The sequence below is a fragment of the Simiaoa sunii genome (genome assembly GCF_014337175.1).
Lineage (GTDB): Bacteria > Bacillota > Clostridia > Lachnospirales > Lachnospiraceae > Acetatifactor > Acetatifactor intestinalis.
Map to the genome: position 1 here is coordinate 2,686,074 of NZ_CP060633.1, position 20,349 is coordinate 2,706,422.

28 protein-coding genes and 3 pseudogenes are annotated in these 20,349 nt (G+C 49.3%); 26 read left to right on the forward strand and 5 right to left on the reverse strand.

Annotated features, from left to right (window positions below; all coding sequences use genetic code 11):
• Positions 1–26: 26 nt before the first annotated feature.
• Together H9Q77_RS12420 and mobQ are read left to right on the forward strand one after the other, a co-directional pair.
• Positions 27–317, forward strand: a complete 291-nt coding sequence (locus H9Q77_RS12420) for a DUF3847 domain-containing protein (protein ID WP_119194479.1) — start codon at positions 27–29, stop codon at positions 315–317.
• A gap of 186 nt (positions 318–503) precedes the next feature.
• Positions 504–1,949 carry a MobQ family relaxase gene (gene mobQ / locus H9Q77_RS12425; RefSeq protein WP_249325779.1) on the forward strand — a complete coding sequence of 482 codons (1,446 nt, stop codon included), beginning with the start codon at positions 504–506 and terminating at the stop codon, positions 1,947–1,949.
• A 77-nt stretch (positions 1,950–2,026) separates the two neighbouring features.
• Here mobQ and H9Q77_RS12430 read toward each other — a convergent pair whose 3' ends face one another.
• Together H9Q77_RS12430 and H9Q77_RS12435 are read right to left on the reverse strand one after the other, a co-directional pair.
• Positions 2,027–2,317: a type II toxin-antitoxin system YafQ family toxin gene (locus H9Q77_RS12430; RefSeq protein ID WP_249325781.1), complete on the reverse strand. Its 291-nt coding sequence runs from the start codon at positions 2,315–2,317 to the stop codon at positions 2,027–2,029.
• On the reverse strand, positions 2,314–2,592 hold the full coding sequence (locus H9Q77_RS12435; protein ID WP_005924829.1) for a type II toxin-antitoxin system RelB/DinJ family antitoxin: 279 nt from the start codon (positions 2,590–2,592) through the stop codon (positions 2,314–2,316). The genes H9Q77_RS12430 and H9Q77_RS12435 overlap by 4 nt, the downstream gene beginning before the upstream one ends.
• Before the next feature lie 126 nt (positions 2,593–2,718).
• On the opposite strand from H9Q77_RS12435, the gene H9Q77_RS12440 reads away from it, so the two are divergent.
• The 12 genes and pseudogenes from H9Q77_RS12440 (at position 2,719) to H9Q77_RS12495 (ending at position 10,388) form a co-directional block, all read left to right on the forward strand.
• Positions 2,719–3,117, forward strand: coding sequence for a cysteine-rich VLP domain-containing protein (locus tag H9Q77_RS12440; protein ID WP_249325783.1), 399 nt, complete (start codon positions 2,719–2,721; stop codon positions 3,115–3,117).
• Positions 3,118–3,230: 113 nt separating this feature from the next.
• Positions 3,231–3,980, forward strand: coding sequence for a phage replisome organizer N-terminal domain-containing protein (locus H9Q77_RS12445; protein ID WP_249325784.1), 750 nt, complete (start codon positions 3,231–3,233; stop codon positions 3,978–3,980).
• Complete coding sequence (locus H9Q77_RS12450) at positions 3,977–4,840, forward strand: ATP-binding protein (protein ID WP_249325786.1); 864 nt, start codon at positions 3,977–3,979, stop codon at positions 4,838–4,840. The genes H9Q77_RS12445 and H9Q77_RS12450 overlap by 4 nt, the downstream gene beginning before the upstream one ends.
• A gap of 64 nt (positions 4,841–4,904) precedes the next feature.
• Positions 4,905–5,078: a transposon-encoded TnpW family protein gene (locus H9Q77_RS12455; RefSeq protein WP_456299967.1), complete on the forward strand. Its 174-nt coding sequence runs from the start codon at positions 4,905–4,907 to the stop codon at positions 5,076–5,078.
• 35 nt (positions 5,079–5,113) lie between these two features.
• Positions 5,114–5,521, forward strand: a complete 408-nt coding sequence (locus H9Q77_RS12460) for a hypothetical protein (protein ID WP_456299962.1) — start codon at positions 5,114–5,116, stop codon at positions 5,519–5,521.
• An 85-nt stretch (positions 5,522–5,606) separates the two neighbouring features.
• Positions 5,607–6,446: pseudogene (locus H9Q77_RS12465) on the forward strand (VirD4-like conjugal transfer protein, CD1115 family); the annotation flags it as partial.
• Between the two features lie 244 nt (positions 6,447–6,690).
• A complete protein-coding gene (locus tag H9Q77_RS12470; RefSeq protein ID WP_456299963.1) occupies positions 6,691–6,831 on the forward strand; it encodes a Maff2 family mobile element protein in 141 nt (46 codons plus the stop codon).
• A 381-nt stretch (positions 6,832–7,212) separates the two neighbouring features.
• Positions 7,213–7,572 (forward strand): BlaI/MecI/CopY family transcriptional regulator, encoded by a 360-nt coding sequence (locus tag H9Q77_RS12475; RefSeq protein ID WP_008704785.1) that lies wholly within the window; start codon positions 7,213–7,215, stop codon positions 7,570–7,572.
• A 10-nt stretch (positions 7,573–7,582) separates the two neighbouring features.
• Positions 7,583–9,256, forward strand: a complete 1,674-nt coding sequence (locus H9Q77_RS12480; protein ID WP_020993729.1) for a M56 family metallopeptidase — start codon at positions 7,583–7,585, stop codon at positions 9,254–9,256.
• A gap of 54 nt (positions 9,257–9,310) precedes the next feature.
• Positions 9,311–9,754, forward strand: a pseudogene (locus H9Q77_RS12485) (RNA polymerase sigma factor).
• On the forward strand, positions 9,741–9,953 hold the full coding sequence (locus tag H9Q77_RS12490; protein WP_249325788.1) for a helix-turn-helix domain-containing protein: 213 nt from the start codon (positions 9,741–9,743) through the stop codon (positions 9,951–9,953). The pseudogene H9Q77_RS12485 and the gene H9Q77_RS12490 overlap by 14 nt, the downstream one beginning before the upstream one ends.
• Positions 9,954–9,983: 30 nt before the next feature.
• Positions 9,984–10,388, forward strand: a complete 405-nt coding sequence (locus H9Q77_RS12495; RefSeq protein ID WP_044952027.1) for a winged helix-turn-helix domain-containing protein — start codon at positions 9,984–9,986, stop codon at positions 10,386–10,388.
• Here H9Q77_RS12495 and H9Q77_RS12500 read toward each other — a convergent pair.
• Positions 10,364–10,588 carry a hypothetical protein gene (locus H9Q77_RS12500; RefSeq protein WP_147422256.1) on the reverse strand — a complete coding sequence of 75 codons (225 nt, stop codon included), beginning with the start codon at positions 10,586–10,588 and terminating at the stop codon, positions 10,364–10,366. The genes H9Q77_RS12495 and H9Q77_RS12500 overlap by 25 nt on opposite strands.
• Positions 10,589–10,608: 20 nt before the next feature.
• The gene (locus H9Q77_RS12505) at positions 10,609–10,794 is read right to left on the reverse strand and encodes a hypothetical protein (protein WP_055300859.1); all 186 of its coding nucleotides are present in this window, start codon (positions 10,792–10,794) and stop codon (positions 10,609–10,611) included.
• Positions 10,795–11,039: 245 nt separating this feature from the next.
• Between H9Q77_RS12505 and H9Q77_RS12510 the strand changes: the two genes are divergently transcribed.
• From H9Q77_RS12510 to H9Q77_RS12535, 6 genes are all read left to right on the forward strand, one after another.
• On the forward strand, positions 11,040–11,435 hold the full coding sequence (locus tag H9Q77_RS12510; protein WP_003533419.1) for a plasmid mobilization protein: 396 nt from the start codon (positions 11,040–11,042) through the stop codon (positions 11,433–11,435).
• Positions 11,407–13,029, forward strand: a complete 1,623-nt coding sequence (locus H9Q77_RS12515) for a relaxase/mobilization nuclease domain-containing protein (protein ID WP_003533417.1) — start codon at positions 11,407–11,409, stop codon at positions 13,027–13,029. Before H9Q77_RS12510 ends, H9Q77_RS12515 begins: the two co-directional genes overlap by 29 nt.
• Before the next feature lie 187 nt (positions 13,030–13,216).
• Positions 13,217–13,423, forward strand: coding sequence for a hypothetical protein (locus tag H9Q77_RS12520; RefSeq protein ID WP_015544131.1), 207 nt, complete (start codon positions 13,217–13,219; stop codon positions 13,421–13,423).
• Positions 13,413–14,159, forward strand: coding sequence for a phage replisome organizer N-terminal domain-containing protein (locus tag H9Q77_RS12525; protein WP_044929250.1), 747 nt, complete (start codon positions 13,413–13,415; stop codon positions 14,157–14,159). The genes H9Q77_RS12520 and H9Q77_RS12525 overlap by 11 nt, the downstream gene beginning before the upstream one ends.
• A complete protein-coding gene (locus H9Q77_RS12530) occupies positions 14,156–14,998 on the forward strand; it encodes an ATP-binding protein (RefSeq protein ID WP_003533412.1) in 843 nt (280 codons plus the stop codon). Before H9Q77_RS12525 ends, H9Q77_RS12530 begins: the two co-directional genes overlap by 4 nt.
• 46 nt (positions 14,999–15,044) lie before the next feature.
• Positions 15,045–15,194, forward strand: coding sequence for a transposon-encoded TnpW family protein (locus tag H9Q77_RS12535; RefSeq protein WP_347045252.1), 150 nt, complete (start codon positions 15,045–15,047; stop codon positions 15,192–15,194).
• A 57-nt stretch (positions 15,195–15,251) separates the two neighbouring features.
• Here the strand turns inward: H9Q77_RS12535 and H9Q77_RS12540 are convergent, their stop codons facing one another.
• Positions 15,252–15,641, reverse strand: coding sequence for a DUF5301 domain-containing protein (locus H9Q77_RS12540; RefSeq protein WP_006859726.1), 390 nt, complete (start codon positions 15,639–15,641; stop codon positions 15,252–15,254).
• 241 nt (positions 15,642–15,882) lie between these two features.
• On the opposite strand from H9Q77_RS12540, the gene H9Q77_RS12545 reads away from it, so the two are divergent.
• The 6 genes and pseudogenes from H9Q77_RS12545 to H9Q77_RS12570 all read left to right on the forward strand — a co-directional run bounded on the left by H9Q77_RS12545 (position 15,883) and on the right by H9Q77_RS12570 (position 20,342).
• Positions 15,883–17,496 carry a recombinase family protein gene (locus H9Q77_RS12545; protein WP_003533408.1) on the forward strand — a complete coding sequence of 538 codons (1,614 nt, stop codon included), beginning with the start codon at positions 15,883–15,885 and terminating at the stop codon, positions 17,494–17,496.
• Positions 17,497–17,581: 85 nt separating this feature from the next.
• Positions 17,582–17,677 (forward strand): annotated as a pseudogene (locus tag H9Q77_RS12550) (Maff2 family mobile element protein); the annotation flags it as partial.
• Positions 17,678–17,687: 10 nt separating this feature from the next.
• A complete protein-coding gene (locus tag H9Q77_RS12555; RefSeq protein ID WP_005361084.1) occupies positions 17,688–18,551 on the forward strand; it encodes a VirB6/TrbL-like conjugal transfer protein, CD1112 family in 864 nt (287 codons plus the stop codon).
• Positions 18,552–18,589: 38 nt separating this feature from the next.
• Positions 18,590–19,042: a SpoVG family protein gene (locus H9Q77_RS12560; RefSeq protein WP_064785871.1), complete on the forward strand. Its 453-nt coding sequence runs from the start codon at positions 18,590–18,592 to the stop codon at positions 19,040–19,042.
• A complete protein-coding gene (locus H9Q77_RS12565) occupies positions 19,042–19,599 on the forward strand; it encodes an MT-A70 family methyltransferase (RefSeq protein ID WP_005361089.1) in 558 nt (185 codons plus the stop codon). The genes H9Q77_RS12560 and H9Q77_RS12565 overlap by 1 nt, the downstream gene beginning before the upstream one ends.
• 2 nt (positions 19,600–19,601) lie before the next feature.
• A complete protein-coding gene (locus H9Q77_RS12570; protein ID WP_330595957.1) occupies positions 19,602–20,342 on the forward strand; it encodes a hypothetical protein in 741 nt (246 codons plus the stop codon).
• Positions 20,343–20,349 lie beyond the last annotated feature (7 nt).

Here is a 20,349-nt window from a genome sequence, read left to right on the forward strand (position 1 = left end):
ATTTTCAAAGAAAAGAGGTGCCTGACATGAACGAAAAAATTACAGCCCACCCCCAAAAAGAAGAACGGGAGAAAGTCCTGAAGGAGATTCGGCAGCTTGAAAACCGAAAGAAGATTTTGGAGAACAAGCAGCGGAACGAAGAACGCAGGGTTCGCACCCGCCGCCTGATTGAGCGCGGAGCCATTTTGGAGGGGATTTTCCCGCTGGCTCCCGACCTTTCCGGCGCAGAGGTTAAAGCATTTTTGATTGCCCTGTCCCATCTTCCGGGGGCTGCGGAATTGACTGCAAACCTGCCAAAATCCGGGGACACGCCATAAGTCCCTTGTTTACAAGGGCGCACTTATACACCGTTGCCGGTGCTGTGCGCCCTGCCGGGGGCGTTGCGTACTTCGTCCGCGATGGGAAGCTACACTCCCCAAACCCCTTGTGCGCTCTGCGCAGCCAGACACCCGCTTTGCGTTTGTCCGGCTCCACATAGCCTGTTATCCCCTCACTGAAAGGAGGTGTTCCCCATAGATTTCTGTCATATCCCCGTCAGTATCATCAAGCGCAGCGCAGGCCGTTCTGCCGTTGCCGCAGCTGCTTACCGCAGCGGAACCAAGCTGACAAATGAATGGGATGGAATGCCCCACGACTACACCCGGAAAGGCGGCATTGTCCATGCGGAGATCATGCTGCCTGACCACGCCCCGCCGGAATTTGCAGACCGATCTATCCTCTGGAACAGCGTGGAGCAGATCGAGAAAGCCAGGGACAGCCAGCTTGCCCGCGAGATCGAGGCGGCTTTGCCCCGTGAACTGTCCGGTGAACAGCAGCTTGCCCTTGTGCGCGCCTATGTGAAGGACAACTTTGTAGACAAAGGAATGTGTGCTGACTTTGCTATCCATGACAAGGGAACCGGCAACCCTCATGTCCATATCATGCTGACGCTCCGGCCTCTGAAAGAAAATGGACAGTGGGGCGCAAAGTGCCGCAAGGCATACGATCTGGACGAGAACGGCCAACGCATCCCGGACGGGAAAGGCGGCTGGAAGAACCACCGGGAGGACACCACCGACTGGAACGACAAAGGGAATGTGGAGATTTGGCGGGCGGCATGGGCGGCCTGCACCAACCGGGCATTGGAGGCCGCCGGTCATCCCGCCCTGGTAGACCACCGCAGCTACAAGCGCCGGGGCATTGATAAAATCCCCTCTGTCCATCTGGGGCCAGCCGCCAGCCAAATGGAAAAGCGCGGCATCCGCACCGACAAGGGCGAAGTAAACCGGCAGATCGCCGCCGACAACAAGCTGCTGAAAGAAATCAAAGCCCGCATTACCCGTCTTTATCGCTGGTCGAAAGCCGAAACGGAAAAACCACAAACACAGCAAAGCAGCTTGACAGCTTTGTGGGAGGCCCAGCAGCAGTTGGACGCTCCCCGCACCCGCACCGGCAAAATCCGGGCTTTGCAGGAAAGCGCTGCACTATTCAGCTTTTTGCAGGCAAACGGCATCCAGTCTATGCAGCAGCTTCATGAAAAAATCGCTGATATGAACAGCTGTTACTATGACCTGCGGGGAAAGATCGTCAAGACCGAGCGCCGGATCGCCACCCTCACCGAGCGCGGGGAGATGTGGGCGCAGTACAACAAGTACAAGGCTGTCCATAAGCAGCTTGCCAAAGTAAAGCCGGAAAAGCGGGAACAGTTTGAACAGCGCCACAGCCGGGAACTGATCCTCTATGACGCAGCGGCCCGGTATCTGAAAGAACTGAAAGACAGCGGCGAGGCAATCACCCCGAAGGCATGGCAGCTGGAAATTGACCAGCTGGCCGCCGGAAAGCAGGCGGACACGCTTGCCATGAAATCCATGCGGGAGGATTTGAAAGCAGTGGAACGGCTCCGCAAAACCGTCGAGCAGTTGTCCAGACAGGAACGGGACAAGCCTCACGACCGGGAGCCGGAGCGGTAAGGGCTACCGCGTTTCACGACATACTTTTGCACACAGAAAAACCGCCGTACAGGTTTCCCCATACGGCGGCAGACTGTTTATTTGCCGAACAAGTCGCTGTGTGTGCCGGTGCGGGCCAGCGTCAGCACCAGAACATCATCTTCTATGCGGTAGACAAGCAGCCAGTCCGGGAGAATGTGACATTCCCGATGGCCTGCCCAATCGCCGGACAGGTCATGGTCACGGGTCTTATCCGGCAGCGGTTCGCCCATCGCCAGCAACGCTACGACCTGCTCCAGCAGCTCAATCTTCAAGCCACGCTTTATAGCTCGTTTGTAGTCCTTTTTGAAACTGGTCGTGTACTTGACGGTATATTTGGTTTCTTTCATCTTTTCAGGTCAGCAAATAACTCGTCAAGGTCATTGTAGCCCTTTACAGACGGGTCTTTTGCAATCCTTTCCGCTTCCAGCATGGCAGCAACCGTTTCTTTGTTCGGCTGTTCCAGCCTTACTTCAAAGGGAATGCCGCCTTCACGAAGCGACTGGCGCACAAAGATGTTAAACGCCGTAGTCAGGTTCATGCCAAGTTCAGTAAACAGTGCGTCCGCCTGCGCTTTCAAATCTGCGTCCATGCGGATACTGATGTTTGTGGTATTTCCAGCCATACGATCAACCCCTTTCTGCTGGCAATTATAGTATATGCCATTTGCACGAAGAAAACAATACTTTGCACGAATATTTAACAATAAATTCATTCAAGGAGGTTACCGGCTTTATGAAAGAAATCATTTATGAAGAACAATAAGTCTGAACCTATCCCAGTCATGGATTACCGCCAGTACCGCAGAGTGCGGAGGCTGGTGCATGAGTGCTGTAACTACATCGACGGAAACTGTATCGCCCTGGACGATGGGGAGAAATGTGTCTGTGTCCAGTCCATTTCCTATTCCCTGTTGTGCAGGTGGTTTCGGACGGCGGTATTGCCGCAGGATAAGGAACTGGAAACGGCGCTGTTCCACCGGCTGAATGCGAAGAAATGCGCCGTATGTGGGGCGCTGTTTACCCCCGGTTCCAACCGGGCCAAATACTGCCCGGAATGTGCCGCACGCATGAAGCGGATCAACGCCGCAAAGCGCAAGCGGAAACAACGGGAGAAATGTCACGCTTTAGGGGCTGAAAAACCCTTGTAAATCAAGGATTTTTTCGAGGGTGTCAAAGGCAGGCTGATAGATTTATCCTCAGACCCCTAAAACGGCCATAAAATGCGTGCAGAATCCCAAGAGAAACCCCAAGGAGGAACCCTATGTCAGACAACCGAAAATATTATTACCTGAAACTCAAAGAAAACTATTTTGACGATGATTCCATCGTGCTGCTGGAAAGTATGCAGGATGGTGTGCTGTATTCCAACATTCTGCTCAAGCTGTATCTGAAATCGCTGAAACATGGTGGACGGCTTCAACTTGACGAGGACATTCCTTACACGGCGCAGATGATCGCCACCATTACCCGCCAGCAGATCGGCACTGTGGAGAGAGCCTTGCAGATCTTTTTGAAGCTGGGTCTTGTGGAAGTGCTGGACAGCGGCACATTCTACATGAGCAACATCGAACTTTTAATCGGCCAGTCCTCTACCGAGGCCGAGCGAAAGCGGGCTGCGAGGCTCCAAAATAAGGCTCTTTCTGCGCCACGGACAAACGGCGGACATTTGTCCGACATTCGTCCACCAGAGATAGAGATAGAGTTAGAGAAAGAGATAGAGATAAAGAGAGAGATAGAGAAGGTACGCCCTGAAACGGGGCACCCTTCCCACACCTATGGCCGTTACCAGAATGTTTTCCTGACGGACGAGGAACTGGCAGACTTACAGGCCAGTTTTCCCACTGTATGGGGCCAGTACATCGAAAAGCTGTCCGAATACATGGCCTCTACTGGTAAGCGGTATCAGAGTCATGCCGCCACCATCCGGCGCTGGGCCGGTGAGGACGCGAAAAAGGCGGCCCCGCCCACCCGCAACCGGGATTACAGCGTAAAGGAGGATGAAACTGTATGATTGAGATTACCGCAGAAATCCGGGCATTCATCGACAAGGCAGCTGCCGGTGTGGAATTGGCCGGGGACGAGTATATAGACCCGTCAGACGGGCTCATTCACTGTAAGAAATGCGGCGGTCAGAGGCAGACCGTTGTGCCATGCTTTGGGAAACCCGGCTACTTCATGCCCCGCTGTATCTGCCAGTGTCAGCGGGAGGCTGAGGAGCAGCGCAAGGCTGCTGAAGAACGGCAGCGCCGCATGGAGCGTATCAAACGCCGAAAGGCACAGGGCTTGCAAGACCGCTATCTCTATGACTACACCTTTGCCAACGACAACGGGCAAAACCCATTGATGGACAAGGCTCATGCCTATGTGGAGAACTGGAAAGAAGCATATAAGAGCAATATCGGGCTTTTGCTGTTTGGAGATGTGGGAACCGGCAAATCTTTTTTCGCCGGATGTATCGCCAATGCTCTACTTGACCGGGATGTGCCTGTGCTGATGACGAACTTTCCCACCATCCTGAACCGCCTGACAGGGATGTTCTCCGAAGACAGGGCCGACTTTATCGCCAGCTTTGACGAATACGACCTGCTTATCATTGACGATTTGGGTGTGGAGCGCAGTACCGAGTATGCGATGGAGCAGATGTTTTTCGTCATTGACAGCCGATACCGCAGCCGCAGGCCCATGATCATCACCACCAACCTGAAACTGGCCGAACTCAAGAACCCGCCTGACCTGGCCCACGCCCGTATCTATGACCGTATTCTGGAACGGTGTGCGCCGATTCTTTTTGACGGGAAGAATTTCCGGGAAGAAAATGCCGGTGCTACCCGACAGACAGCAAAAGACATTGTAAACAGTAAGCAAGACTGATTTTTTACCGGGCGGCACAGACCCGTTCGGAGAAAGGAGCGCCATGAACAGAGAACCCCGTACTATGCAGGTGGCAGACGCCGCTACTGCGTCCAGAGAGCCGGAAAACACACCAGCGATGGTAAAGAAAATCGGTAAGACAACCTACAAGGTTCATGTCCATTTCAGCAATACCAGCACAGAAACCATGAGCGATAAAATCAAGCGTATGCTCAAAAATGAAATTCAGCAGATGTGACAGACTGATAAACGAAGCCGCCTTGTGCTAAACTGATGATGGTACGCACCAAAGTTTTTGTCAAGGAGGACACGAAAATGCTTTACACAGAAAAAGAGAAACATGAAATTGAGCGAGTAAAGGAAGTCTTTGCGGAACATCTGCGGCAAAGCCCTGATTTTGAACTGCTCTGGTCGGACAAGGTAGGCTATGTCTGGCTGACGATTGGTGTAAATCCAGTCTATGTGGATACCGGTATCAGAATCGAATCTGCCGCCGATCTCTGTTACAGGTGTTTGGATGATGTTGCTATGGATGTTTTGTATATGACGGGCAACGATCATGCACTGGAAGCAGCCGACCCGCTGGAATTGGCCGAAATCAAGCGGCGTTGGGAGCCATATATCAACCAGCTGCCAGACTATGCGTATCTCTGCAAAGACCTGCTGAACGGAAAAATGTAATCTATCAAACGAGGTGTCAGGAGCCATACGGTGCTTCTGGCACCTTTTTTGTAGATTTTTGTGAATTTGATTAAAAAGTCCTTGACAATTTGTCTCTGGAAAAACAGCCAAGTCGATCCTTATTTCCTGTGCTTCAAGACTGGCTCCTTTTGACATTAAAGAAGTCAGGGAAATTACCATGTATGACGAACTGGATCTGGATATGCTGGGAGATGAACGGACTGCTCTTTTCCTTATTATGAGTGACACGGACGGGACCTTTGCATTTTTGATCAGTCTGATCTATTCCATTTTGTTTAACCGCTTGTGTGAGCGGGCGGATGATGTATATGGTGGAAGGCTTCCCATCCATGTGCGCTGCCTGATCGACGAGGCGGCAAATATCGGGCAGATCCCGAACCTGGAGCGTCTTATGGCGACCATCCGAAGCCGTGAGATCTCTGCCTGCCTGGTGCTGCAGGCGCAAAGCCAACTCAAAGCCCTGTATAAAGACAACATGGACACCATCATCGGTAACTGTGACGCCTCCCTTTTCTTAGGAGGCAAAGAAGAAACCACCTTAAAAAGCTGGAACTCCCTATTGGGGAAAGAGACCATCGACCTGTATAACACCAGTGTCACAAAGGGCAATCAGGAATCCCACGGACAAAATTTTCAAAAGCTGGGAAAGGATCTGATGTCGGTGGATGAACTGGCAGTCATGGACGGGGGTAAATGTCTGTTGCAGATCAGGGGTGTGCGGCCGTTCCTCTCCCGGAAATACGATATAACCAAACACCCAAATTACAAACTGCTTTCCGATTTTAATGAGAAGAACGCTTTTAATATCGAAAAGTTTCTTTCTACCCGGATGCCGATGCGTCCCGGTGAACGATACCGCAATTATGAAGTCACAGCCGAAGATCTGGCTTCCCAGACTTTATAAAGTTGTTCCTGCCTGTCAAAGCATGACGCCCTGGCAGGCTTTGTTTTTGTCACGATGAAAGGAGGATTTTTTGAGGATTCGTGATTCTCCCTGAAAAGTAAATAACCGCAGGATTTTTCCTGCCCCATGCCGCCGTGCTGTTTGAAACAGATTTTTTCTAAAAACAGTGCGGCGGCTTTTTTTGTTTCCGGCCTGATACGGCCATATCACAAATTAAAATTTCTGAAATTAAAGGAGGAACATTATGGCATTTTTTGCAAGCGCGATTGATACTTTGAAGATCCTTGTGATCGCCCTGGGCGCAGGTCTGGGCGCATGGGGTGTTGTAAACCTTCTCGAAGGTTACGGAAATGATAACCCAGGTGCAAATGCTCATGTACAGTAAAGAAGCAAACAACCGAAAACAAGAGATAGACCGCCAGCACCACACTATTCCGAACCAAAGAGCAAACGACAAGCACCATGGAAATGTGTATAACTTGCTATTCCGTTATGGAAAAGTCCGTTCACAGAACATGAAAAAGCTAAAGAGCAGCTTTCCCACATTCTGCAAACGGACTTTCCCACAACTCCATAAGATAGCAAGTTATGCACATTACGCACAGTGCCGACTGCTGCGGAAGCCCTCTCATTTCATTATCTATTCAAGAAAATAAATTATGAATTTTTTCTTAACACTACTGCGGTAGTGTTGACAACCGATTAAGAAAGGTGTAATGTGTAATCAAACAGAAACTACTGCGGTCTTGTGGAAAGGAGGAAACAAATGGATATTAAACTTTTCGATTCAGAATTGAAAGTAATGTGTGTGCTTTGGAACGAGGGCGACACCACTGCAAAACACATATCCGACGTTCTGAAAAAAGAAATTGGCTGGAACATGAATACTACCTACACACTGATAAAAAGGTGTATCAAAAAAGGGGCGATTGAACGTTCCGAGCCTAATTTCATGTGCCATGCCCTTATTCCCAAAGAAGAAGTACAGGAAGCGGAAACAAAAGAATTGGTTGACAAGATTTATGACGGTTCAGTTGACAAACTGTTTGCAGCCCTGTTAGGCAGAAAAAAGCTTTCCGCTGAACAGATTCAGAAGCTCAAGCAGATTGTGGAAGATTTGGAATGAGGTGGTGTAAATGAATTTACTGCAAATGAGCTTTTCGGGGGCTGCTTTCATTACTGCGGTAGTGATTATCCGTGCGGTGGCAATCAATAAACTGCCGAAAAAGACTTTTCTTGTTTTATGGGAATTGGTGATATTAAGACTGCTTATCCCGTTTTCGATTCCGTCAATGTTTAGTGTTTATACGTTGGTAACTCATAGCATATCTTCTACAACATTGCCGGAAGCTGGAACAGATTACAACATTCCCACTATGCAAGGGCTGTTTGTTACGACACAGGGAGCAGAACAGCCGCCAGAGAATATTTTATCATCTGTTTCCATGTGGTTTATTGTATGGTGTGCAGGAATAATACTTATCGCATTGTTTTTTGTAATATCCTATTTGCGTTGTCTGATTGAATTTCGGACAGCTTTACCCGTCCACAACCATTATGTAGAAAAGTGGCTGGCGGAACGCCCATTGAAACGTCCAATTTTGGTAAAGCAATCTGATAGGATTTCCGCCCCATTAACTTATGGCATTTTCCGTCCTGTTATTTTGGTGCCGAAAAAAATGGACTGGAAAAATGAAAAACAACTGCAATATGTCCTCTCACATGAATATGTGCATATTTATCGCTATGATACTGTAACAAAGCTGATTGCGACACTTGCCCTTTGTATTCATTGGTTCAACCCCTTTGTGTGGGTGATGTATATTCTTTTTAACCGTGATATAGAACTGGCTTGTGATGAAAGCGTCATACGACAATTTGGAGAAAAATCAAAATCTGCCTATTCGCTAATGCTTATCAACATGGAAGCAACGAAAAGTGGGCTATTGCCATTTTGTAACAGCTTTAGTAAAAATGCTATCGAAGAAAGGATAACTGCTATTATGAAAACAAAAAAAACAACTATTTTTTCGCTGGTACTGGCGTGTCTGATTGTTGTCGGGGTAGCTACAGCATTTGCAACTTCCGCCCAAGCTAATAATAATCCAATTTTTGAAGAACAGGAGTACAAACCAATACATGCTTCCGAGAATGCTTCAGATTACGATACGGCGGCAGAACTGCCCGGCGGTAATATTGACTATGGGATATATGAAGAATATGGATTGATTTATGATAAGAATAGCAAGTGCTACACTTACAAGGGAAATGTTGTCCGATTTTTTAATGACCCAGTGGGCGGCGCAAGTTTTACCAATTTCTTTACGGGAACAGTGGATATTGAAGCGGAACGGGATACAAACGATAAACTTATTGGTATTCGGGAATGCACAAAAGAAGTTTATGACAGGCATACAGAAAAGTATGAAAATTCAGGACTTAAATCAATGCCCGCTGGCACTTCTACAGAAAATGGAGATATGATTAGAAATCATGAATCTTACAGCATGGAATCTGGAGATAAGACAGAAAACATGAATACGCTCCAAGATTATGAATCCTATGGCATAGTTTATCACCCAAAAGATGGGTATTGGTACTACAACGACCAGATAATTGGTATATTCATTGATACTAAAAAACCCATCATCTATTTTAATAACAGTGGCAGTATATATCTTTCCATTGCTGAAAATAGTGAAAATGGAGTTATGGAGATTAAGGAAATTTCCGAAGCGGAAGCACAAAAACTTTTACGGGATAATAATTCGGGCAATTCTGCTTCATTCACAGTAGAAACCTTGAAATAACAAGTGTCTTATAAACCATACGCCGTATTATGTGGGAGAAAGGGGGAACTATTTATGCCTTGCACAGAAGCATATAAGGAGCATATCGAGTACACCTTTAATGCCTTTTGCAGAGTTGTCATACACTATGCAGCAATCAACGCATGGCGTGACAGGGATAAACGGCGGCAAAGGGAAATATCCTTTGAATATCTCACAGAAGAAAAGTTTTATCCATTTTGTACGTCAGACACATATTTCATAGACCCTTACAAGCAATACCCTGTTACGATATGCGGTCAGAGGGTTATCCTCACAAATGGAAATCTTGCCGAAGCCCTGTCCTCTCTGCCAGAGAAAAAGAGGGAAATCATTTACCTTTATTTTTTCGGGCGTTACACACAGCAGGAAATCGGGTAACTGTACGGACGCTGCCGGAGTACGGCGTGGCATCACATACACAGTGCCTTGCAAATGCTGCATGAAGAAATGGAGGTGCTTTTCCATGAGGAATCCTAAACTTGTACCGTATGAAACCATTGTCCGGGCGACCAGCGGAGAGCCGGAAGCCATTGACGAGGTTTTGCGGCATTACAGCAAGCGAATCCGGCGTGCTTCCCTTGAAAACGGACAGGTCAACAAGGACACAGAGGACAACATTAAACGGCGGCTTATCGCTGCCCTGTTCCAGTTCCGCTTTGACGGACAGCCTACCTAACAGGAGGTGAGATTTGTCGCAAAAATAGTCATGCTTATATTTAACGACACAGAAGAAAAAGCGGTTGAGAAAGCCATAGCCGCCCTTGCTGATATGATACCGCTGGAAGCCATGCAGCCGCCCCACTCCCCCGTACTTACTTTTCCGGGATTGGAAATAAAATTGCACCAACGCCGGGTATTAAAAAACGGCACAGACATTCCCCTCACACGTTTAGAGTACGGCGCACTCTGCTGCCTTGCCACCAGTCCGGGGAGGGTATTCACAAAGGCGCAAATCTTTGAAGCCGTGTGGAGCCTGGAAAGCGAAAGCTGCCAGTCAAACGTGGCAAATGTGATATGCAATCTACGGAAAAAGATAGAGCCGGACAGCGGCAAGCCCACTTACATAAAGACCGTTTTAGGCGTGGGCTACAAGTTTGCTTCCGGGGAATGATAACAGAATAACCGCCGCCCATCAGCGGCAGCCAAAGACAGGAAATCAAGAAAAGGTTTCCTGTTTTTTTGCGCCCAAAACCAAGCCGGATTTTGCACCGCAATAAAATAATTCAAATACTTTTGGAAAACATTGCCTAAATTTTCTTTTTTCCCGTAGTAGGTAGTAAGGGGAAAAATAATTGCCGGAAAGTTTGGCATTTTTTGAAACCGTCCGTATATCACTGCAAAACGGAACTGATTCTTCCGTTTTTGTCAAATTCTGTTACGAAAACACGAAAAGAAATTCCGGGGAACTTTGCCAGATTTGCCTTGCCGTGCGTAGTAAGTAATAGAGGGAGAAATCCCGCCGCATAGCTGGCAGAATCCACGCCCCGCCCACCGGAGGTATCAGCAAAAGCCCACACAGAGGAAGCCGTCACTTTCTTAGAGCAAGATTCTACCGCAGTACCAAATTTCGCTTATCGCTCATTTTGTCCTTGCGGGAATCTTGTTGGGGAGTGCCTTCCCCAAACCCTGCTATGGCGGCTAAAGCCGCTTGAAAAATTCCCGCAAATTCTTTTCGGATTATTTCAAAAACAGTTCCGCTACACACCCCGTTTTTCTCCTATTAGTGAGAGGACACCACGCACAGAAAGGAGGTCAACCACCTATGAAACGATATAACACGCCCCACCGCAGCAGGGTAGTCAAGACCCGGCTGACCGATGAAGAATACGCCGACTTTACCGCCCGGCTTGCCCCTTATGGTATGAGCCAGTCCGAATTTATCCGGCAAGCCATTACACGGGCAACCATACGCCCCATTGTTACCGTTTCCCCGGTCAATGATGAATTGCTTGCCGCTGTTGGGAAGCTGACCGCCGAATACGGCAGGATCGGCGGCAACCTCAATCAGATTGCCCGGTATCTGAACGAATACGGTGTGCCGTACAACGCCCTGTCCGGCGAAGTCCGAGTCGCCATTTCCGACCTTGCAGCCTTGAAGTTTGAAGTCTTGCAGAAAGTAGGTGAAGCCGTTGGCAACATTCAAACATATCAGCTCTAAAAATGCCGACTACGGGGCAGCCGAGCAGTACCTTACCTTTGAGCATGACGAGTTTACCATGAAGCCTACCCTTGATGAAAACGGGCGGCTTGTCCCCCGTGAGGACTACCGCCTTGCCACGCTGAACTGCGGCGATGAAGATTTTGCCGTAGCCTGTATGCGCTCCAATCTCCGCTATGGCAAAAACCAAAAACGGGAAGATGTGAAGTCCCACCACTATATCATCAGCTTCGACCCACGGGACGGAACGGACAACGGCTTGACCGTTGATAAGGCACAATCGCTGGGCGAGGAATTTTGCAAAGAGCATTTCCCCGGACACCAAGCCATTGTCTGCACCCACCCGGACGGACACAATCACTCTGGCAACATTCATGTGCATATCGTCATAAACAGCTTGCGGATTGAAGCTGTCCCGCTTCTGCCCTACATGGACAGACCAGCGGACACGAAATGCGGCATGAAGCACCGCTGCACAGACGCAGCTATGGAATATTTCAAGTCCGAAGTCATGGAGATGTGCCACCGGGAAAATCTGTATCAGATTGACCTCTTGCATGGCAGTAAGAACCGAGTGACCGAGCGTGAATACTGGGCGCAGAAGAAAGGGCAGCTTGCCCTTGATAAAGCCAATGCCCCGATGATAGCGGACGGTATCACGCCCCGGCAAACCAAGTTTGAAACCGACAAGGCGAAGCTGCGGCAGACCATACGCAACACCCTTGACCGGGCAAGCACCTTTGACGAATTTTCAGCTTTGCTTTTGCAGTCGGGAATCTCCGTCAAAGAGAGCCGGGGGCGGCTGTCCTATCTCACGCCGGACAGAACCAAGCCCATTACCGCCCGGAAGCTGGGGGATGATTTTGACCGTACCGCCGTCCTTGCCCTTTTGGAGCAGAACGCCCACAGAGCCGCCGAACAGACCACACCCATACCCGAATACCCCGGTAGCATGACGGGGCATTTGCAGAGGGAAAAATCCGCCAAAATCGCCCCGAAACAGGACGGTTTACAGCGCATGGTTGACCGGGAAACGAAACGAGCCGAGGGCAAGGGCGTAGGCTATGACCGCTGGGCTTCCCTGCACAATCTCAAACAGATGGCGGCTACCCACAACTTTCTCATGGAGAACGGATTGCTTGACCTTGACAAGCTGGACGCAGCCGTGGAGAGCAGCCGGAAAGCCCTTTCCGAAGCAAGGGAAAGTCTGCGGGGCATTGAGCAGACCATAGCCGACAAGAAAAATCTGCGAAAGGTTGTCAGCGATTACCGCCGAACCCGCCCGACTATTGAGGAACACAAGAAGCTGAAAGGCAAAAAGACAGAAACCTACTACCGGGCAAATGAAGCAGATTTCATCATCTATGAAGCCACCCTGCGCCAGCTAAAGGTGCTTGCACCGGGAAAGAAGCTGCCTGCCATTTCCAAGCTGAATACGGAGATTGAAGCCCTCATTTCCGAGAAAAACGCAGCTTACAACACCTACCGCACCGCCAAAGCCGAGCATGAGCAGCTTGCCACCGCCAAGCGGAACACCGAGCAGATACTACACGGCACACCGAGCCGTCAGAAAAAGCACGAACAGGAGCGTTAAAAACCGACCCGAAATGATACCGAAACCATACAAAAGGCTGGGGGTATAGCTTACCCTACCCGCAACACACCCACCCTTGCAAACGGGGCTTACAGGGCAGATTTTTCCCGAAAATGACACCGGGAACATACAGATTTTGCCCCTGTCCCCTCATACCCGACCAAACCGAAGAAAGGAGCGTTTTTTCATGCCGAGAATGAGCAAGAAGCGGCGGCTGGAATGGGCGTTCTTCCTCAATGAGCGAAACCGCATTACTTTCAATGCCCTTTGCCGGGGCTGTACCCATGACTGCAAGCAGAGTTTTAGGGCTATCGTGGTACTCTGCCCCCGGTATTACTCAAAGAGATGGAAAGCCCGCCCCGCAGATAAGGAGAACCAAGATTATGTCAGATAACCGCAAATATTATTACCTCAAACTGAAAGAAAGCTATTTTGACGATGACGCTATCGTGCTGCTGGAAAGTATGCAGGACGGTATGCTGTATTCCAATATCCTCTTGAAGCTGTACTTAAAATCGCTGAAATACGGCGGCACTTTGCAGCTTGACGAGAATATCCCCTACACCGCCCAAATGATAGCCACCATTACCCGCCAGCAGGTCGGCACAGTTGAACGGGCTTTGCAAATCTTTATGAAGCTGGGGCTTGTCGAACCGCTGGACAACGGGGCTTTGTATATGAGCAATATCGAGCTTTTCATCGGTCAGTCCTCTACCGAGGGGGAGCGCAAGCGCAGGGCAAGAATGAAGATTTCAGAGCAAAAACGGCTTAGTGGACAAGTGTCCGAAGCAAAAGCGGACATTTGTCCACCAGAGATAGAGATAAAGAAAGAGATAGATATAGAGATAGAAAAAGAGAGAGAGTCAGAACCAGGACGAGCCGCTCCCGCTGCTTACGGCAGATACAAAAATGTGATTTTGACAGATACGGAGCTTTCCGAACTGCAAGCAGAACTGCCCGACAAGTGGGAGTATTACATTGACCGGCTATCCGGCTATATCGCTTCCACTGGGAGGAAATACAAGAACCATGCAGCCACTATCCGCAGATGGGTGGCTGACGATACCGCTAAAGCTGCCCCGAAAAGGGGCATACCCGATTACAGCTACAAGGAGGGAGAAAGTCTATGAAACCAGCTTTTGAAGATATGAATTTACAGATACCAGCAGTCACCGCCGAGCCGGAGGACTACACAGGTGAGGACGGTCTGCTCTACTGCGGCAAGTGCCGGACACCGAAAGAAGCCTATTTCCCGGCTGATAAGGCTACCCTGTTTGGGCGTGACCGACATCCGGCTGAATGTGACTGCCAGCGGGCGCAGCGCATGGAGCGTGAAGCCGCCGAACAGCAGCGAAAGCACCGGGACAAGGTGGAAGAACTGAAACGCCGGGGCTTTACCGACCCGGCTATGCGGGAATGGACTTTTGCCAATGACAACGGCAGAAACCCGCAGATGAAAACCGCCCATTTCTATGTGGAACATTGGGAGGACATGAAAGCCGGGAACATCGGCTATCTGCTTTGGGGCAGCGTCGGCACAGGCAAAAGCTACCTTGCCGGATGTATCGCAAACGCCCTCATGGAGAAAGAAATCTCCGTCCGCATGACGAACTTTGCCCTTATTCTTAATGACCTTGCAGCCACTTTTGAGGGCAAGAACGAATATATTTCCAACCTCTGCCGCTATCCGCTGCTTATCCTTGATGATTTTGGAATGGAGCGTGGCACAGAGTATGGCTTAGAGCAGGTCTACAATGTGATTGACAGCCGATACCGAAGCGGCAAGCCGCTGATCGTCACGACCAACCTCACGCTTACCGAGTTGCAGAACCCGCAGGACACGCCCCACGCCCGGATTTATGACCGACTGCTTGAAATGTGCGCCCCTGTCTGCTTCTCCGGCGAGAACTTCCGCAGGGAGAGCGCACAAAACAAGCTGAACCGCTTAAAGCAACTGATGAACGATTGAAAGGAGTTCGCCTATGACCGATAAAAAAGAGCATATCAGACACAGCATGAAAAGCACCGCACCCGCCGATTGCGTGACGGAAATCCGTATAGGGAACTCTGTTCTTGTCGTGTCCGGCTTTTTCAAGCAGGGCGCAAAGGAAACCGCCGCCGACAAAATGGCTAAGGTGCTGGAAGCGGAAGCTGCTACAAAATGAGGGCATGGAAAAGCGGTCATGCCCGGAAACATGACCGCTGAATGGATAAGTTAAATTTTAGTTTGTTTCTTGCAGCCGTTCGTACAGCTGACTGTCAATTTTATAAATTCCCTGATAAGGCTGTTCGATATAGTGTTTTCCGTTTTCCTCATAGGCAAAAATGGTACTTGTTCCTGTTTCAAACTGAAAATCAATCTTGATATAACTTTCAGTCTGCGGAAAATCTTGAACACTTTGCTTACTGGTTGGTTCAGAACTGGAAATGTCAGAAATTATTTCACTTATCCAAGCTGTGTCTGAATGATTTGTGGTGTTTTCCCCAACAGTTACATCAACAGATGTAATGTCGCTTGTTTGGGGCAACTGAATGGGAGCAGCTTTTTTCCCACACGCAACTAAAGTTAAAATGCAAGTCAGACATAAAAACAAAGAAATATATTTTTTCATAAGCCTTTTACCTCGCTAATTCAATTTTTGCCATTATAACACAGCAGAATGAAATGGACTATCAAATAAAAGTAAAATATTTATGAAGTTGAATCTGCGTGATAACCCTAACACAAAAAAACGTCATTTTGACGGGCGGTAAAGAAGCACTTTTACACTTTGCCGCTATACAAGCCGCCCCGCTGTATGGTACAATCGAAGTACGGAATAGTGGGGCTGGCTGTCGGAAACGGAGGAAACCATGTTAAGACAGACAACCCAAAACCTTATTACCGCCCTTTATCCGAGATTATCCCATGAAGATGAACTGCAAGGGGAAAGCAACTCTATATCCAACCAAAAGCGCATTTTGGAAACCTACGCCAAGCAGAACGGCTTTACCAATCTCTGCTGGTACACAGATGACGGTTATAGTGGTGCGAACTTCCAAAGACCCGGATTTCAAGCCATGCTTGCAGACATTGAAGCCGGGAAAGTCGGCACAGTCATCGTCAAGGATATGTCCCGTTTAGGGCGAAATTATCTTCAAGTGGGAATGTATACAGAAATGCTTTTCCCGCAGAAAGGCGTCCGCTTTATCGCTATCAATGACGGAGTGGACAGCGCAATGGGCGACAACGATTTTACCCCGCTGCGTAATCTTTTCAACGAATGGATGGTGAGAGATACGAGCAAAAAAATCAAGGCAGTTAAGAAAGCAAAAGGCATGAGCGGTAAGCCTGTTACCAGCAAGCCCGTGTACGGCTACCTCATGGACGAGGACGAAAATTTCATCATTGACGAGGAAGCCGCCCCGGTAGTCAAGCAGATTTACCAGCTTTGCCTTGCCGGGAACGGTCCGACCAAGATAGCCCGTATGCTGACCGAGCAGGAAATCCCCACGCCGGGAACGCTGGAATACCAGCGCACAGGCAGCATACGCCGCTACCACCCCGGCTATGAATGTAAGTGGGCGACCAATACCGTTGTTCATCTGTTGGAAAACCGGGAATACACAGGCTGTCTTGTGAACTTCAAGACGGAAAAACCGTCCTACAAGATGAAGCACAGCATAGACAACCCCATTGAGAAACAGGCGATTTTCGAGAACCACCATGAGCCAATCATCGACTTGCAGACATGGGAACGGGTGCAGGAGTTACGCAAGCAGCGCAAACGCCCCAACCGCTACGATGATGTGGGCTTGTTCTCCGGCTTGCTGTTCTGCGCCGACTGCGGTCATGTGATGTACCAGCAGCGGTATCAGACCGACAAGAGAAAGCAGGATTGCTACATCTGCGGCAGCTATAAGAAGCGCACCGCCGACTGTACGGCGCACTTCATCCGAACCGACCTTTTGACGGCGGGTGTGCTGGACAATCTGCGGAAAGTGACCGCCTATGCACAGAAGCATGAAGCCCGGTTCGTGAAGCTGCTTATCCAGCAGAATGAAATGGGCGGCAAGCGGAAACAGGCGGCAGCCACGAAGCAGCTTGAACAGGTGCAGAGCCGCATTGCAGAACTTTCCCGCTATATCAAACGTCTGTATGAGGACAATGTAAACGGGAAAATCAATGACGAGCGTTTTATGGAAATGTCCGCAGACTACGAAGCCGAGCAGCGGGAACTGAAGGAGAAAGCCGCCGCATTGCAGGGCGAACTGGACAAGGCACAGGAAGCCACGGTAAACGCTGAAAAGTTTATGAACGTTGTCCGCAAGTACCTTTCTATCGAGGAACTGACACACACCCTCTTGCGTGAAATGGTGGAGAAAATCGTTGTCTATGAATGTGAGTATGACGAGAACGAAGTACGCCACCAGCGCATTGATATTTATTATAGCTTTGTCGGCAAGATTGACTTGCCCGAAGAATAAGCCCGACCTATCCGACACCCTGCGCAAGTGCCGGATAGGAACGGCAAAATTTTTTACACTTCTATTACTTCTTTATCACACATAAGCAAAATCCCAGGGGATCAAGCAGCTTATGGCAGGCGGAGGTATCGCTCTGGTTGGTGCAACGCTGATCCCGCTGCTTTCCGGCCTGTTCGGTTAAGGGCTGACTTATGGGCAGTCTGTTTGAATGGATAACAGACTGGATTAAAGAGGGCCTGATCGATGCGATCACCGGACAGTACACCAGTATTTTCAACTCCGTCAACAACCAGGTTGCGGATGTGGCAAATCAGGTAGGACAGACCCCGCAGGGCTGGAATGGCGGCGTGTTTTCCATGATCCAGAATCTTTCGGAAACCGTCGTCATTCCCATTGCGGGCATGATCCTTACCTTTGTTCTTGTGTATGAACTGATCCAGATGATTCTCGAAAAGAACAACATGCACGAATTCGATACATTCAACATCTTCAAGTGGATTTTCAAGACTTTTGTTGCCACTTACCTGCTCACCAACTGTTTTACGATTGTGATGGCGGTCTTTGATGTGGCCCAAAATGTGGTGTCGCAAAGTGCCGGTGTCATAAACGGGAACCTGGATGTGCAGGCGGCGTTGTCTGATCTGGAAACCCAGCTTGAAGCAATGGGAATGTGGGAACTGATTGGGCTGTGGCTGGAAACCAACATCATCAATCTGTGTATGTGGGTACTGTCCATCGTGATCTTTGTCATTGTATATGGCCGTATGATCGAGATTTATTTAACCGTGAGCCTTGCACCGATCCCGTTTTCCACAATGGCAAACCGGGAATGGGGACAAATGGGAACTGGGTATCTGCGTTCCCTTTTTGCCCTGGGTTTTCAGGGTTTTTTGATCCTGATCTGTGTTGCCATTTATGCAGTGCTGGTCCAGTCTATCCCATCGTCCGGCGATGTGCACGGCGCGATCTGGGGAACGGCGGGTTATACGGTGCTGCTGGCCTTTGCCCTGTTTAAGACAGGTTCGTTATCCAAATCCATATTTAATGCAAGATAGCATGAACAAAACCAATTCTAAAAAGGAGGATTTTATATATGAGTAAAACCAATACAGAAAAAATGGCGCCGGAGACACAGACGCCGGAAATGGCAAACGGCATGAAGCTGGATGTCCGCGTGCGTCCAATCGCCCCAATGGGAAACCTGCTGGCGTTTGCCAATGTTACGATTGGCGGATGCTTTAAGATTGACGGTTTCCGTATCTGTTCCAGTGAAAAGGGGCTGTATGTCAATATGCCCGCAACCCAGGATAAGGGAGGCAACTGGAAAGATGTCTGCTGGCCGGTTACGGCAGAGTTCCGCAAGCAGCTCAACGATGCCTTAATCGATGGGTACGGGCAGGCTATTGAAAATTTGCAGGCAACTCTTGAAGCAACAAAGGGAGCTGCGGAAAAGCCTTCCCTGACCGGTGCATTGAAGGAAAATGCCGGTAAGGTCAAAGAACAGCCGACTAAACCTGCCCCATCTAAGAATGAGCAGGCTCGCTAATGCCGGAAACGAAACAGTACGGCATTATCTATGCCGATCCGCCCTGGCATTATGACAGGAAACATGGAAGCGGCGTTGCGGAAAACCATTACCCCACAATGAGCATTGAAGAAATCTGTGCGCTGCCGGTATCGGAACTTGCCGCAAAAGACAGCGCCCTCTTTCTGTGGGCGACCTTCCCACAGCTCAATGAAGCCTTCCGGGTGATCGACGCCTGGGGGTTCAAATATAAAACGCTGGCTTTTCTATGGCTCAAACAGAACCGGAAAGCGGATAGCTGGTTTTATGGCATGGGCTTTTGGACCCGCTCAAACGCGGAGGTCTGCCTGCTGGCAACCAGAGGCCGTCCGAAACGCCAGTGTGCGGGAATCCATCAGTTTGTGATCTCCCATATTGAGCAGCACAGCAAGAAACCGGACGAGGTGCGGGATAAGATCGTAAAACTCATGGGCGATCAGCCCAGAGTGGAACTGTTTGCAAGACAAAAGACTCCCGGCTGGGATGTATGGGGCAATGAAGTGAACTGTACGCTGACTATGCCGGAGCGAAAGGGGTGATTTTGATAGAACAAGATGCAAAGCGGCTGCTTATGGAACGGCTGGACGAGTGTTTGAAGGTTCATGCGGATATGCTGGATGCACAGAACATCGGCAGCATTTACGAGTTGCAGGGATTTTCGGAACTCCACTATTATCTGAAGGTTGAGCATGTATTTACTCCGGCGGAAGTAGAGGCACTTCTTTCTTTTCAGGACCCGTTGGATGTAGCCCGATGGTGCTGGGAAGAAAATAACCATGAACACAGTTTCCCGATCTGCGATCTTCTCAAAGAAATTGATGCAGAGCAAAAATTTGAACATTTCACAAGCGAGCCTTCCGCACAGGACAAATATACGCTCCTGATGAAACGACTGGGACAGAATTACTTTGCCTACCGGGAAAGCCTTATGTCAAAGGATAAGGAATCCTTAATTGAAAAAGCTGCTGAAATTACAGCCATGCAGGAGGCGTATTCCTATCTGACAACAAAGTTTGAGTTCGGGGATGAAATGCTGGATGATGTGCTGGCGCTTGAGAATCCTTTGAAATACTTTGCAGACCGTTGGCTTTTGCCAGTTTCGGATGTGTTCGACGTGGATATGGATATTCGGGAAAATATTGCCGGAATCCGAGACAGCCAGGAATACCTGTGTCAGAGAGGATCGGCTGTTTCTGTCCTGGCACGGCTGCAAAATGCGGCTCAGGAAGTGCGGGAATGTCCGGCTGCGGAGAAAGCGGTACGCGATTTTGGTGCACGCTAATGGACCG

Excerpts from the sequence above, each read along its gene's own strand:
- H9Q77_RS12445 (WP_249325784.1), top strand. The coding sequence starts at position 3,231 with ATGTCAGACAACCGAAAATATTATTACCTGAAACTCAAAGAAAACTAT.
- H9Q77_RS12450 (WP_249325786.1), top strand. The coding sequence starts at position 3,977 with ATGATTGAGATTACCGCAGAAATCCGGGCATTCATCGACAAGGCAGCT.
- H9Q77_RS12545 (WP_003533408.1), top strand. The coding sequence starts at position 15,883 with ATGTTAAGACAGACAACCCAAAACCTTATTACCGCCCTTTATCCGAGA.
- H9Q77_RS12535 (WP_347045252.1), top strand. The coding sequence starts at position 15,045 with ATGAAAAGCACCGCACCCGCCGATTGCGTGACGGAAATCCGTATAGGG.
- H9Q77_RS12525 (WP_044929250.1), top strand. The coding sequence starts at position 13,413 with ATGTCAGATAACCGCAAATATTATTACCTCAAACTGAAAGAAAGCTAT.
- H9Q77_RS12490 (WP_249325788.1), top strand. The coding sequence starts at position 9,741 with ATGAGGAATCCTAAACTTGTACCGTATGAAACCATTGTCCGGGCGACC.
- H9Q77_RS12565 (WP_005361089.1), top strand. The coding sequence starts at position 19,042 with ATGCCGGAAACGAAACAGTACGGCATTATCTATGCCGATCCGCCCTGG.
- H9Q77_RS12420 (WP_119194479.1), top strand. The coding sequence starts at position 27 with ATGAACGAAAAAATTACAGCCCACCCCCAAAAAGAAGAACGGGAGAAA.
- H9Q77_RS12480 (WP_020993729.1), top strand. The coding sequence starts at position 7,583 with ATGAATTTACTGCAAATGAGCTTTTCGGGGGCTGCTTTCATTACTGCG.
- H9Q77_RS12470 (WP_456299963.1), top strand. The coding sequence starts at position 6,691 with ATGGCATTTTTTGCAAGCGCGATTGATACTTTGAAGATCCTTGTGATC.
- H9Q77_RS12435 (WP_005924829.1), bottom strand. The coding sequence starts at position 2,592 with ATGGCTGGAAATACCACAAACATCAGTATCCGCATGGACGCAGATTTG.
- H9Q77_RS12430 (WP_249325781.1), bottom strand. The coding sequence starts at position 2,317 with ATGAAAGAAACCAAATATACCGTCAAGTACACGACCAGTTTCAAAAAG.
- H9Q77_RS12530 (WP_003533412.1), top strand. The coding sequence starts at position 14,156 with ATGAAACCAGCTTTTGAAGATATGAATTTACAGATACCAGCAGTCACC.
- H9Q77_RS12495 (WP_044952027.1), top strand. The coding sequence starts at position 9,984 with ATGCTTATATTTAACGACACAGAAGAAAAAGCGGTTGAGAAAGCCATA.
- H9Q77_RS12560 (WP_064785871.1), top strand. The coding sequence starts at position 18,590 with ATGAGTAAAACCAATACAGAAAAAATGGCGCCGGAGACACAGACGCCG.
- H9Q77_RS12460 (WP_456299962.1), top strand. The coding sequence starts at position 5,114 with ATGATGGTACGCACCAAAGTTTTTGTCAAGGAGGACACGAAAATGCTT.
- H9Q77_RS12475 (WP_008704785.1), top strand. The coding sequence starts at position 7,213 with ATGGATATTAAACTTTTCGATTCAGAATTGAAAGTAATGTGTGTGCTT.
- H9Q77_RS12500 (WP_147422256.1), bottom strand. The coding sequence starts at position 10,588 with ATGCCAAACTTTCCGGCAATTATTTTTCCCCTTACTACCTACTACGGG.
- H9Q77_RS12510 (WP_003533419.1), top strand. The coding sequence starts at position 11,040 with ATGAAACGATATAACACGCCCCACCGCAGCAGGGTAGTCAAGACCCGG.
- H9Q77_RS12455 (WP_456299967.1), top strand. The coding sequence starts at position 4,905 with ATGCAGGTGGCAGACGCCGCTACTGCGTCCAGAGAGCCGGAAAACACA.
- H9Q77_RS12540 (WP_006859726.1), bottom strand. The coding sequence starts at position 15,641 with ATGAAAAAATATATTTCTTTGTTTTTATGTCTGACTTGCATTTTAACT.
- H9Q77_RS12440 (WP_249325783.1), top strand. The coding sequence starts at position 2,719 with ATGAAGAACAATAAGTCTGAACCTATCCCAGTCATGGATTACCGCCAG.
- H9Q77_RS12520 (WP_015544131.1), top strand. The coding sequence starts at position 13,217 with ATGCCGAGAATGAGCAAGAAGCGGCGGCTGGAATGGGCGTTCTTCCTC.
- H9Q77_RS12555 (WP_005361084.1), top strand. The coding sequence starts at position 17,688 with ATGGGCAGTCTGTTTGAATGGATAACAGACTGGATTAAAGAGGGCCTG.